This window comes from Cyclobacterium sp. SYSU L10401 (assembly GCF_010993705.1).
GTDB lineage: Bacteria > Bacteroidota > Bacteroidia > Cytophagales > Cyclobacteriaceae > Cyclobacterium.
In genome coordinates, this window is record NZ_WOFO01000015.1 from 71,337 (window position 1) to 83,623 (window position 12,287).

General features: G+C 43.6%; 9 protein-coding genes. 4 read left to right on the top strand and 5 right to left on the bottom strand.

Features of this window, described 5'->3' with window-relative positions:
- The first annotated feature begins 120 nt into the window (after positions 1–120).
- Positions 121–3,144, top strand: coding sequence for a SusC/RagA family TonB-linked outer membrane protein (locus GL182_RS22995; RefSeq protein ID WP_163382203.1), 3,024 nt, complete (start codon positions 121–123; stop codon positions 3,142–3,144).
- Positions 3,145–3,169: 25 nt separating this feature from the next.
- Positions 3,170–4,828 carry a RagB/SusD family nutrient uptake outer membrane protein gene (locus GL182_RS23000; RefSeq protein ID WP_163382205.1) on the top strand — a complete coding sequence of 553 codons (1,659 nt, stop codon included), beginning with the start codon at positions 3,170–3,172 and terminating at the stop codon, positions 4,826–4,828.
- A 140-nt stretch (positions 4,829–4,968) separates the two neighbouring features.
- Here the strand turns inward: GL182_RS23000 and GL182_RS23005 are convergent, their stop codons facing one another.
- Positions 4,969–5,139 carry a hypothetical protein gene (locus GL182_RS23005; protein WP_163382207.1) on the bottom strand — a complete coding sequence of 57 codons (171 nt, stop codon included), beginning with the start codon at positions 5,137–5,139 and terminating at the stop codon, positions 4,969–4,971.
- Between the two features lie 244 nt (positions 5,140–5,383).
- Here GL182_RS23005 and uxaC point away from each other — a divergent pair, with 244 nt between their 5' ends.
- A complete protein-coding gene (gene uxaC / locus GL182_RS23010; RefSeq protein ID WP_163382209.1) occupies positions 5,384–6,817 on the top strand; it encodes a glucuronate isomerase in 1,434 nt (477 codons plus the stop codon).
- A gap of 97 nt (positions 6,818–6,914) precedes the next feature.
- Here uxaC and fucP read toward each other — a convergent pair whose 3' ends face one another.
- The 4 genes from fucP to GL182_RS23030 are packed head-to-tail and all read right to left on the bottom strand — an operon-like array spanning position 6,915 to position 11,103.
- The gene (gene fucP, locus GL182_RS23015) at positions 6,915–8,219 is read right to left on the bottom strand and encodes an L-fucose:H+ symporter permease (RefSeq protein ID WP_163382211.1); all 1,305 of its coding nucleotides are present in this window, start codon (positions 8,217–8,219) and stop codon (positions 6,915–6,917) included.
- A 25-nt stretch (positions 8,220–8,244) separates the two neighbouring features.
- Positions 8,245–9,279 carry an aldo/keto reductase gene (locus GL182_RS23020; protein WP_163382213.1) on the bottom strand — a complete coding sequence of 345 codons (1,035 nt, stop codon included), beginning with the start codon at positions 9,277–9,279 and terminating at the stop codon, positions 8,245–8,247.
- Positions 9,280–9,316: 37 nt separating this feature from the next.
- Positions 9,317–10,276: a GNAT family N-acetyltransferase gene (locus tag GL182_RS23025; RefSeq protein ID WP_163382215.1), complete on the bottom strand. Its 960-nt coding sequence runs from the start codon at positions 10,274–10,276 to the stop codon at positions 9,317–9,319.
- Between the two features lie 5 nt (positions 10,277–10,281).
- Positions 10,282–11,103: a 1-acyl-sn-glycerol-3-phosphate acyltransferase gene (locus GL182_RS23030; RefSeq protein ID WP_163382217.1), complete on the bottom strand. Its 822-nt coding sequence runs from the start codon at positions 11,101–11,103 to the stop codon at positions 10,282–10,284.
- 307 nt (positions 11,104–11,410) lie between these two features.
- On the opposite strand from GL182_RS23030, the gene GL182_RS23035 reads away from it, so the two are divergent.
- Entirely contained in the window at positions 11,411–12,244 is an 834-nt protein-coding gene (locus GL182_RS23035; protein ID WP_163382219.1) for an SDR family NAD(P)-dependent oxidoreductase, read from the top strand.
- Positions 12,245–12,287 lie beyond the last annotated feature (43 nt).

Here is a 12,287-nt window from a genome sequence, read left to right on the forward strand (position 1 = left end):
TAACGAAAAGTTAATACATGTAAGAAAAAAGCAAGTAAATCAATGCAGGCAGGCTGGTATTTTACTTTAAGTACAAGCTTTGCGAAAAATTATCATTCAATTAACGTCAAACCAAAAATTATGACCTCGAAAAATTACCTGAAAACAGGGCTATTATTGTTTCTGATGGCCTTTAGTACCCACCTGGCACTGGCACAAAATGTGCAGGTCAGCGGGCAGATTACAGATGAAAATGAAATGCCCATCCCCGGGGCATCCGTGTTGGTAAAAGGCACCTCCACCGGTGCAGCTGCAGACCTTGATGGCAACTATAACATTTCGGCACCGGCAAATGCAACCCTGGTATTTTCCTTTATTGGTTATTCACCCAAAGAGGTGGCCATTGGCAACCAATCCCAAATAAACGTTCAGCTTGAACCTGATGTTTCAGATCTTGAAGAAGTGGTTGTAGTAGGCTATGGTACTACCCGAAAAAGCCAGCTGACGGGAGCCATTTCCTCCGTTGGCAGCAGAGAAATAGCTGAGCAACCCATAGTAGATGCAAGGCAGGCCCTTCAGGGTCGTGCCACGGGAGTAGATGTGACCCAGGCGGGTAGTAAGCCCGGTTCCGCTCCTCAGGTCAGGATCCGTGGAAGGCGATCCTTTAATGCCGGAAATGATCCCCTGTATGTAGTGGATAATATTCCAATTGCAGGTGGAATAAATGACATCAACCCCCAGGACATTGTATCCATGGAGGTATTGAAGGATGCTTCTGCTACTGCCATATATGGTTCCAGAGGAGCCAACGGTGTGGTACTTATTACCACCAAAAGAGGCGAGGTAGGAAAAACTGTAGTTTCTTTTGATTCTTATTATGGAGTCAACCAAAGTCTGGGAAGAATCGAAAACTTTAACGGCGAGGAATTTGCTGAATACAAGAGGGAATCCAGAAGAGCCGTAGGAGAATATCCTGAAGGTCCTGCCACCCAGGAAGCAGACGAAGGACTTTTTGAGCCCAACGAATTGGAAAGCATCCGACTTGGTAGGAGTTTTGATTATATTGATGCACTGACCAGAACCGGGAATATCCAAAGTCACCAAATCAGTGTTTCAGGTGGAAGTGACAAAACTACCTTTTTCCTCTCCGGAAACATGTTCCGTGATGTGGGTGTAGTGAAAAATCAGGATTTCAGTCGGTATTCTTTCCGGGCAAATGTAGACCATAAGATAAACGATAAATTCCGAATAGGTACTTCTACCCTCTTTACCTACAGTGAGCGAAACGGTGAAAATTTTAATCCTATCGGTGGAGCCCTTCAGGAAAACCCTTTGGGCAAAACCTTTAATGATGATGGGACAATCAATTTCCAGCCTACCAATGATGGCCTGAGGACCAATCCCCTGGCTGAAATTGTACCAGGTGCCCATGAAGACCTGACCAAAAGGTACAGGATCTTCAACAGTGTCTACGCCATGTGGGATATTGCCCCAGGCTTAAGTTACAGGGTCAATTTTGGTCCGGACATCACGATCAGAAGAAGTGGAAGGTTTATCGGTTCTCAAACCAATGCTCGCCGAGGTGGAGACCCAACCGGTAGTGTCAATGAAGAGTTTCAGGTCAATTATACCCTGGAAAACATTATCAATTATTCCAAAACATTTAACGACATACACAACTTTCAATTTACGGGACTACAATCCTTGCAAAAAGATAACCGGGAATTTACCAGCATCAACGTATTGGGAATCCCTGCAGAGAGCCAATTTTTCCACCGGCTGGGTGATGCCAGCCAGATTACAGGAGCCAATACCAACCTGATCCAATGGACATTAATGTCTTTCATGGGAAGGTTGAATTATGATTACAAAGGCAAATTTCTGTTAACAGGTACCATCAGGGCTGACGGATCTTCCAGGTTTGGAGAAAACAACCGATACGGTTACTTCCCCTCTGTGGCTTTTGGTTGGAACATAGGAGATGAAGATTTCCTTTCCGGAAGCGAGTTTCTGGATCAACTGAAGTTAAGAACCAGCTATGGATCTATAGGAAACCAGGGTATCGATCCTTACCAGACGCAACCTTTGCTGGCCAGAACTTCCTATGAATTCGGAGGAGATGCGGCATTTGGCTATCGGCCAAATACTATCGGTAACCCTGACCTGAGGTGGGAAACTTCTACTACCGCCAACGCCGGTTTGGATTTTGCCTTTTCACAAGGCCGCATATCCGGTACATTAGAGTACTACGTAACCACCACTTCAGATTTATTGGCTCCTCAGCCATTGCCCAATTCTACAGGATTTGGTGGGTTTATCACCAATATTGGTAAAACCCAAAACAGGGGTATTGAACTTACTTTAAATACCATCAACATCGACAGGGGTGGTTTCAGGTGGTCAACTGATTTTATTTTCAATAGAAACCGGGAAGAGATCCTTGAACTTGCCGATGGAGATGATATAGGTGCCGGAAGATTTATCGGAGAACCACTTACCGTGTTTTTCGACTGGAATAAGGAAGGTATCTGGCAATTGGATGAAGCAGATGAAGCAGCTGTCTACAGTGACCAGCCTGGTATCATTAAGGTGGAAGACATCAATGACGATGGACAGATCAATGCCGATGACCGACAGATTCTGGGTTCTGCCGTTCCTGATTTTTCCGGTGGTATCACCAACAGGATATCTTATAAAGGCATTGACTTTTCGTTCTTTGTCTTTGGCAGATTCGGCTCCATGATCAGAAGTGATTTCCACACCGGAGGTTTCAATGCATTGGCAGGACGTTATAACAACCTGAATGTCGACTACTGGACGCCAGACAACCCTACCAATGATTATCCGCGCCCTAATGTCAACCAGGAATTCCCCAAGTATTCTACTTCTTTAAGGTACTTCAATGGTACTTTCCTGAAGGTAAGGAACATCAACCTGGGTTACACCTTCCCTGCACCAATAGTAGAAAAACTTAAACTGAGTAGCCTCAGGGTTTATTCCAGTATTCAGCAGCCATTTATCTTCTCTGAATACAGAAGCAGGCATGCAGGTATTGACCCAGAAACATTCATCGATGGTGAGCAAGGCGTAGAGGGTGGTGTAGTCAATTCAAACATCGCCCCTGCTGTGACACAGATTACATTTGGCATTAACGCGAAGTTTTAAGCGGAAACTAAATTACTGAAACAACATGAAATCAAATATCAAAAATATATTTTCAAAATACTCCAGGATTGGCATGATGGGAGCTGCATTGTTTGCTGCCGCCAGCTGTGAAGGAATTCTTGAAGAAGAGGTAATATCCAATATCGGCAATGATTACCTCAACACCCCAAGCGGATTGAATGATGGCTTACACGCTGCCTACAGTTCATTAAGGGCCTGGTATGGAACCGAAAGGGGAAATAATTTCACCATATTCGGTACAGATACCTATACCAATGGTGCTGATGGCTCCTTCAAATACATGAATTTCTATACCTCAGATTTTGACTCCCAAAATTCTCACGTCAGGGAAATATGGGACCAGTTCTATCAGGGAATCAACACCTGCAACGCTGTGATAGACCGGGCACCTGAAGTCGAAGGATTGTCTCAGGAAATCAAGGACCAAAGGGTAGCGGAAGCCAAATTTATCAGGGCACACCATTACTTCATATTGGTTCAGCTCTTCGGGCCGGTTGACCTCCAACTGTCCGAATCTGTTATTCCTTCCACAGAAGTGACCCGCACTCCGGTTCCAGATATTTATGCAGCCATTATCAGTGATTTGGAAGATGCCATTCCTTTATTGGACCCTGTCTCTCAGGCAGATGATTATGGTAGAGCTACCAGGCCGGCTGCTGAGCACCTGCTGGGTAAAGTCTACATTACCAAGGCTACGTCAGAAGCTGCCGCTAGCGATGATTATGCCAAGGCAGAGCCACTATTACAGAATGTGATTAACAATTATGACTTCAGTTTGCTGGATAATTTTGGTGATATCCACGCATTTGGTAATGAAGTAAACGATGAGGTAGTTTTTGCAGTGCAATACGGAAGGAATCCCCTTACAAACGGAGGAGGTAACAACTCCCACGTCTTTTTCCTGATGGAATATGACGTTCAGCCAGGAATGAGAAGGGATACCCAAAACGGACGTCCATTCAAAAGGTATAAGCCTACTAATTATACCTACAATGTGATCTTTGCTGACCGTGAGAATGACAGCAGGTATTTCAATACCTTTCTGGACGTTTATTACTCCAACAATCCCGGCACCTACAACACCAACTTTGACCAGTCAAAGGATCAGGTAACGTTTGCTGCCGGGGATACGGCAATTTACATCCCAGGATACGAAATGCCGGAAGCCGAAAGGGCTCAAAAGCCGTATCAGGTGCTGGTACCTTCTGCTTACAGTGAGCGACTATTTACCAGCCTGAGAAAACACATGGATCCGGGAAGAGCTGATTTGACCCAATTTCAAGGTGGAAGGGATTATATCGCTTTCAGACTGGGAGATACTTACCTGCTCCTTGCTGAAGCACAGCTAATGCAAGAAAAAGTAGCTGAAGCCACTGAGACCATCAACGTTATCCGCAGGAGAGCAGCATTTCCTGGTAAAGAAGATCAGATGGAAATCACTTCTGGTGAAATGGACATGGAAATGATCGTTGAAGAAAGGGCCAGAGAATTACTAGGTGAGCAACAAAGATGGCTGGACCTGAAAAGGTGGGGTATCTTATTGGAAAGGGTAAGGGAGCACAACCCTCAGGCCTCAGGGCTGCAGGATTTCCACCTGCTTAGACCGATTCCTCAAAACCAAATCGACCGCGCTGACTCATTTAGCCAAAATCCGGGATATTAAATCATTTCCCATTCAACTGCAAAAGGGCTTGAAATTATTTTCAAGCCCTTTTTTTAATTTAAAACCCAGCCACAAAATGATAGGATGCCATAAATATTTACATGGTATACCTGGCCTTAGCCAAAAATCTACTGACTTTTTCAAAGGGATCCCTTGGATAAAGCCGTATTGAAAGAATAGGCATTCAGACTTAGTTTCAGGTTATTTTGGCTAACCGCAGGCTTCTCAGGTAGAGTAAGTGGATAAATTAACGGCAAGCCGGCAAGCTGTACTCCTTTCTTGACAAAGTCTCTTCTTTTGAATAAAAGCATGTTTCCTGGGTCAGACAAATATTTTGTGTGAGGATAGCAGTAATAAAATCAAATAAAAACATATTCCAGCTTTTCTCCATATTAATATACCGGCTATAAAGATTTAAAGGTAATAAAAATAAGAATAAGTAGATTTTCATAAAATTTTAATTTAATTTGTGCAATCGATTGCCTAAACCCGGAAATTACTGGCTTAAGATAAAATTAATTTTTATTATTGCTTTGACTTTAAAATTTATAGGAAATGGAGAACATATTGAATGCAACAAAAAATACATTTTTAACCGATGATTTTCTGCTAAAAAGTGATTTTGCCCGGAGACTGTACCATGATCACGCCAAAAAAATGCCCATCATCGATTACCATTGTCATTTGTCCCCGCATGATATCGCCACCGATCGTCAATTTAAAAACATGACTGCCATTTGGCTGGAAGGAGATCACTACAAGTGGAGGGCCATGAGAACCCTGGGAGTCAATGAAAAATTCATTACCGGAGAGGCATCTGACAAGGAGAAATTTGAGAGTTGGGCCAAATCTGTTCCCCATACCATGCGAAATCCCCTGTATCACTGGACACATCTGGAGCTATTGAGGTATTTTGGAATTGACCGCTTACTTGATGAAAGCTCTGCCAGCCAGGTTTATGAAGAAACTACCGGTTTGTTGCAGGAGGATTCCTACAGCACAAGGGGCTTGCTTTCCAGAATGAATGTCGAAGTGGTCTGTACGACGGATGACCCCATCGACTCCCTTCAATACCACCAAATGGCAAAAAACAAAAACCTGCCGCTCAAGCTCTTGCCAGCCTTCAGACCCGATCAGGCTTATGCCGTAGAAAACCCAAAAAACTATCTTTCCTACCTGGATAAATTATCGCAGGTGTCAGGAGTGGAAATAAACAAATACGAAGACCTGCTTTCGGCTCTGGAAAACCGGGTAGCCTACTTTCATGAAAATGGAGGCCGACTGGCGGATCACGGCCTGGAACAGTTGTATTTCTTTGATGAAAACAAATACGCCATCGCCTCCCTCTTTTCTAAAATCAAGGATGGGAAATCACTGGAACCTGACGAAGTGAGATTTTTTAAATTCAAAACCCTGACAGCATTGAGTAAAATGTACCATGCCAAAGGCTGGACACAACAATATCACCTGGGTGCTTTAAGGAACAACAACCGGAGAATGTTAAAGGTATTGGGACCCGACACAGGCTTTGATTCCATTGGGGATTTCCCTCAAAGTGTGGCCCTATCAGGCTACCTGAACAACCTGGACAGCAGCGATCAACTTGCCAAAACCATACTTTATAACCTCAACCCAGCTGACAATGAGGTAATGGCTACCATGATAGGCAACTTCAATGATGGCTCCATCAAAGGAAAAGTGCAGTTTGGATCGGGCTGGTGGTACATGGACCAGAAAGATGGCATGGAAAAACAAATGAACACCCTATCCAACATGGGCATTCTCAGTTGCTTTGTGGGCATGCTGACGGACAGCAGGAGTTTCCTTTCCTTTCCCCGCCATGAATACTTCAGAAGAATCCTTTGCAACCTTATTGGTCAGGATGTGACCAATGGCGAACTGCCTGCGGATGAAAAGTGGTTGGGCCAAATGGTGGAAAATATCTGCTACAACAATGCCAGGGAATACTTCGGCTTTTACGAATCCTGAAAACCTACCCGTAACCCCATAAACTTCACCAGAGCGCCCCCCGAAAGGATGGGGCGCTTTATTTTTTCCTCCTACCCGATCAAGTTGTAATCCGATCCTAAAGCACCATGTTGGCTGCCTTTGGTTCAGGTTTATGGAAATAGTGAGCAATGCCAAAATACATTACCACCACAAAACAAATCATAGGCACATAATAGGAAAGATGAATATTGCCGGAGATATCAGAAACCTGACCCTGAGCAGCGGTAATCAAGGCTCCCCCAAGAATGGCCATGATCAACCCCGAACCTCCCAATTTGGTGTCATTCCCTAATCCCTCAGCGGCCAGGCCATAAATGGTAGGAAACATCAAAGACATGCATACCGAGATTAAAACCAGGGCGACAACAGCTACCATTCCACTTGCATAAATCACCACAAAGCTCAGCAGGATAGCCAGAAAAGAGGAGGTAGCCAAAAGCAGGGAAGGCTTAAAGTACTTCATCAAGGCGGTAAATAAAAAGCGGCTGGCAGCAAACAGTATCAGGGAAACCAGGTAATAATCGGAGGCGTCACTTTCCATCATGTCCAACTCTGCCATCACATACCGGATGGTGAAAGACCAAACGCCAATCTGGGCTCCTACATAGAAGAACTGGGCCATTACACCCCGTACGTAGTTTTTGTTTTTCGACAGTCTCCTGAAGCCGGCTATGATTCCGTCCTTCTCTACCGTCTCAGAAGCCACCGGCATCCGCACGGCCTTGATTACAAACCAGACGAAAATCAGAAAAAAAGCCACTCCCACATAGGTACTCACTACCCCGGCCAACTCATCTGCCTGAATGGCTTTAAGGGCTTCCGGACTCATGCTGGTACGGTCTGAAGCTTCTGCGGTATTCAGTTGAGACAAAATAAAAACCTTACTGAGAAAAACACCTAAAACCGACCCAATAGGGTTAAAGGACTGCGCCAGGTTCAATCTCTGTGTCGCCGTTTCCGGAGGACCGATCACCAATATATAAGGATTTGCAGCAGTCTCTAAAATGGACAAACCTCCGGCCAGTACATACAAAGCCAATAGAAAAAAACCATAAGACATCATCATGCCTGCCGGGTAAAACAACAGCGAACCTATGGCAAATAAGCCCAGCCCGAGGAGAATACCCGACTTGTAGGTGTATTTTCTAATAAAAATAGCCGCCGGCAATGCCAGACAGAAGTAGGAGCCGTAAAAGGCCAATTGAATCCAGGAAGTCTGGAAATCAGTCATACTCATGATCCTTTTAAAGGCTGCCAGTAAAGTATCGGTCATGTTGTGGGCCACTCCCCAAAGCATGAATAGGGAAGTAAGCAGTAGAAAAGGCCAGAAGTCTCTCTTGGAAATCAATTCGGCTTTGGCCGGTGGTATTTGTTGACTCATGGGTTTATATAATTAATTTTTTAGGTTATATGAAGGACAATGCGGAAATTAAGGATTTATCTTTTAACTCCTCCCAAAATCGCTCAGGAATTTTATTTTCGGCTGCCTGTAGGTTCTTTTGGATCAAATCGGGCTGATTGATGCTGAGGGCTACACTACAGATTCCAGGAATGGAAAGGGCAAACTGAATGCAGGCATGAAATGGGGCCACATCATGGGTCTCACATACTTTAAAAAATTGCTCCCTCCACAGGTATTTTTCTCTTCCTTCAGGACTTTTTGGATCTAATTTTCTGTAGTCAAAATAGTCTTCCCCGACCAAAAATCCCGATTGAAAGATGGCAGCATTGATGATGCCGACTTGGTCTTGGCGAAGCAAGGCGATAAAATCCATCAATTCCGGAGGATGAGTGTAGAGGGACAAACTATTCGCCAGCATGATATAGTCCAGGGGAACCTCTCTATAAATCTTTCGGATGATGGTCCAATCCTTGGCTCCCACGCCTACTCCCTTGACTTTTCCTTCTTTTTTAAGTTTGATAAGTGCCCGAAAAGCTTCCATAACCTGCTGCCAGCGGAGCCTTTCTTCCTGCTCATCCCTGGCTGCACTTAAAAATTCATCCGGATCATGCAGGGAAACCAATTGAGGACTATATCCCCGGAGTAGCTGATTGTCCTTTTCGAAACATTCCAAAATCCCCTCATAACCGATTTTCTGCACTGCATCATGTTGTAGACCTTTCCAGATTCCCGGTTCAAAGCTGGGCTCCTCCCCCTCAAGTGGTACCCTCACCCAGCCCAGTTTGTTGGTAATGATTACCTGATTCTCAGGAATGGCAGATTCCCTTAAAAACTCTCCTAAAACTTCCAAAGCAAGTCCGGCACCATATTTTCCCGCCGTATCAAATACGGTATAGGGGGCTGTTTGGCGGAAAATTTCCTTTAAAATGGATTTTTTTTCAGCTTTGGGATAGGCATGAAAAAGATTGCCCAGGGCACTACTCCCAAATATGACAGGAGGGAACTTTAAACCGGTCTGACCCAAAGGTTTTACTTTCATTCGATTATATGCTCAAAGCCGATCCACGGTAATTTACTCAGTCTTTTTTATTTTTTACACCAAAGTGCCTGTCCCGTTCAAAGGTTTCCAGGTGCCGGTGTTTTTTGGATTCATAAATATCTGCGATGGTAATCAAAATCCCTGTTTCCTCCACGGCTCCAAATTCATAGTTCATGGCGGTCCCAAAGGTTTTCATGGTAGAGGAAAGGTTCATGTAGGTATTGATAAGGGGTGGGATATTTTCTCCCAGTGACCTTACAGTGGAATTGAGTAGCTTATACCCTTCTTTATAACTGAGTCCATCAAAAAACCCTTTGTAGTTATTTTCCTCTGTCTTATACCCCAGTGGATCAATGGGTACTATCAATTCATCCTTGTCAGGAAAATAATGGTTCATGAAATAAATCAGCAAATCCCTTGCCTTCGCCTGGTAATGGGGATACATGGTCACTTTGCCAAAAAGGTATTTCACATCCGGGTTGAGCATCACTACTGCACCGAGGCCATCCCACAAATTGTCCAAAGAAAAGATCCCTTTTCTGTTGTCTACGCTGGGCTGATATTTGGGCTGGACAAATGACCTGCCAAGCTCGATGGTATAGGGCAGGTAGTCCTTTACAAACCGATCTGAAAAATTAAATAAGTGGGCGGTAGAAAGGTTTACGGATCCATTGGAAGCAAGCCCTGCATTTGCACATTTGATCAGCCGGTAACCTGCTATGATCTCTTTATCTTCCGGGTTCCAGGCGATGAGCTGCTCGTAACAATTTTCACAGGTATCATTCTCATCAATATCCAGCGGAAGGCCCGTACCTCCACCTGCTGCTCTGAAAGACACCTCTCTTAACCTTCCGATTTCCTTGAGCACATTGGGCGCATTGTGCTGGTTCACCAGGTAAATCTCATTCTCTCCATTGTTTACATATCTCAAAAACCGCTCCGGCGTCAATTCACTATGTATAACCTCCCGGTCAATCGGGTTGATAATATCTTGCATAAATCCTACTTGTCTTGGACAATGTTGTAAACTATTTCTTTGACCTCTTCTGCCCAGTATTTATCCGTTTTAGAAGCATCAAAATACTTGTAAGAAATCGGTTTTCCTATGTGAACTACAATTTTTTTATTTTTTTGCCCGAACATTTCGTCAGCCAAATAAAACATTTCAATATTGGCCTTCACACCTATTTTTTTTCTAAGGTTGGCCAAATTATAAAAAAAAGATGAGTTTCTCCCCTCAATGTAAACGGGTACCACATCTTTTTTATATTTCCTGGCCTTATTTACGAAACTTTTCTTCCATTCCAGATCCCTGATCCCGTTCTCCTGCTTTCTGGACACCAAGCCGGCCGGAAATACAATTACGCCATTTTCAGAGGCATAGGTGTCTTCTATTACCTCTGCACCTTTCTTTCCATGAGTCCCGTGTTTGTTTACCGGAACAAAAAGTTTTCCAAAATGAGGAATATGCATCAACACATCATTGACAAGAAATCTCAGGTCTTTCCTGTACTTTCCCAACACATGCATCAACACCACGCCATCCAGTCCGCCGAGTGGGTGATTGGAAGCAAAAATCACACTTCCTTCCCTTGGAATATTTTCCTCTCCCTTGATTTCTATTTCTACTCCAAATTCCTCAATCAAAGCGTTTACAAAATCCAATTCTTTCAAATCCCCATGTTTCGACATGATTTGATTAACCTCAGATTCATGCACTATCCTTTTTACATAGCTCAAAACAAAACCTGGCATCCATTTAATCAAGGCAGGATTTTTGTCTCTGATTACTTTTTTAATGTCTATGAATTTTTTATCTTCCACGTAAGGTCTTATTGTCAGTCGGTTGGGCTACCACCTTTCAGTTCATATATGCTCTGATTCACAATCCCCTGTCATATATCCAACGCAATAGTAAAGCATACCAACCAAAAAGGCGTATTTTTTTCTAAGCAAAAATAGGGAAAATTAATTTATTGCCTTTGGTATTGATCAGTAACCTTCTGGTAAATGGTCCTGTCTATCCATCAAAAATGGGTATTGTAATCTGCCAAACCAGGATCAATCCCATAATTCTGTGAACAATCAACCGCCATACCGTGTTCTTTTACTTCACTTAAACTCCATCCACATGCAACTCGCAATTACAGGTCCCACCTCAGGTATTGGTGTAGAAAAAGTCAAGGCATTGGCTCCCAAATTTGATCAGGTATTTCTTTTGGTACGAGACATTGAAAAAGCCAAAGCACTTGTAAAAAAAATTAGTACTGAAGATACGGCGGGGAAATTCATCCCTGTTTTTTGTGACCTGGCCGACCTGGCTTCTGTAAAAAAAGCAGCAGAGGTGATCCGTACCCATACCGATAGCATTGATGTATTGATCAACAATGCCGGTGGCATTTTTCCGAAAAGAACCACTACCAAAGATGAATTGGAGCTGACTTTTTCGGCCAATCACCTGGGACATTTTTTACTAACAAAGGAGTTGATGCCCCTGTTGACAAATGGCAATGGCGCCAGGATCATCAACGTCAGTTCGGAAGCTCACAAAGCAGCTTCCGTAAATTTGAATGACCTTCAATTTGAAAAGGGATATAGCTCCTTTAAAGCATATGGCAATGCAAAACTTTTCAATATTCTTTTTACAAAATCGCTGGCAGAGAAATTTGGGGAACAACATATCGAAGCCTACGCCCTTCACCCGGGAGTGGTCAACACCAATTTTGGTCAGCAAAGCAAGGGATTTTTCAAAATGCTTATATCCCTGTTCAAACCCTTTATGATCAGCCCCGGAAAAGGAGCTGAAACAGGTATATTCTTAGCCAGTACAGCTGAAGTTCCAGGAAAAAACGGAGATTATTTCAAGAAATCCAAAGTGGCATCCCCCTCCAGGAAAGCCGAATCAAAAAAACTAAGGGATCAGATTTGGGAGAAAAGTGAAGAACTGGTGAAAAAACTGGCCTGAAATTTCGATTTTGGTAAATTCAATTAAATTTGAGAAAATGACC

What these genes read in the sequence shown, in the direction of transcription:
- GL182_RS23020 (WP_163382213.1), bottom strand. Translation starts at nt 9,279, where the DNA reads ATGAAAGTAAAACCTTTGGGTCAGACCGGTTTAAAGTTCCCTCCTGTC.
- GL182_RS23000 (WP_163382205.1), top strand. Translation starts at nt 3,170, where the DNA reads ATGAAATCAAATATCAAAAATATATTTTCAAAATACTCCAGGATTGGC.
- uxaC (WP_163382209.1), top strand. Translation starts at nt 5,384, where the DNA reads ATGGAGAACATATTGAATGCAACAAAAAATACATTTTTAACCGATGAT.
- fucP (WP_163382211.1), bottom strand. Translation starts at nt 8,219, where the DNA reads ATGAGTCAACAAATACCACCGGCCAAAGCCGAATTGATTTCCAAGAGA.
- GL182_RS23005 (WP_163382207.1), bottom strand. Translation starts at nt 5,139, where the DNA reads ATGCTTTTATTCAAAAGAAGAGACTTTGTCAAGAAAGGAGTACAGCTT.
- GL182_RS22995 (WP_163382203.1), top strand. Translation starts at nt 121, where the DNA reads ATGACCTCGAAAAATTACCTGAAAACAGGGCTATTATTGTTTCTGATG.
- GL182_RS23025 (WP_163382215.1), bottom strand. Translation starts at nt 10,276, where the DNA reads ATGCAAGATATTATCAACCCGATTGACCGGGAGGTTATACATAGTGAA.
- GL182_RS23035 (WP_163382219.1), top strand. Translation starts at nt 11,411, where the DNA reads ATGCAACTCGCAATTACAGGTCCCACCTCAGGTATTGGTGTAGAAAAA.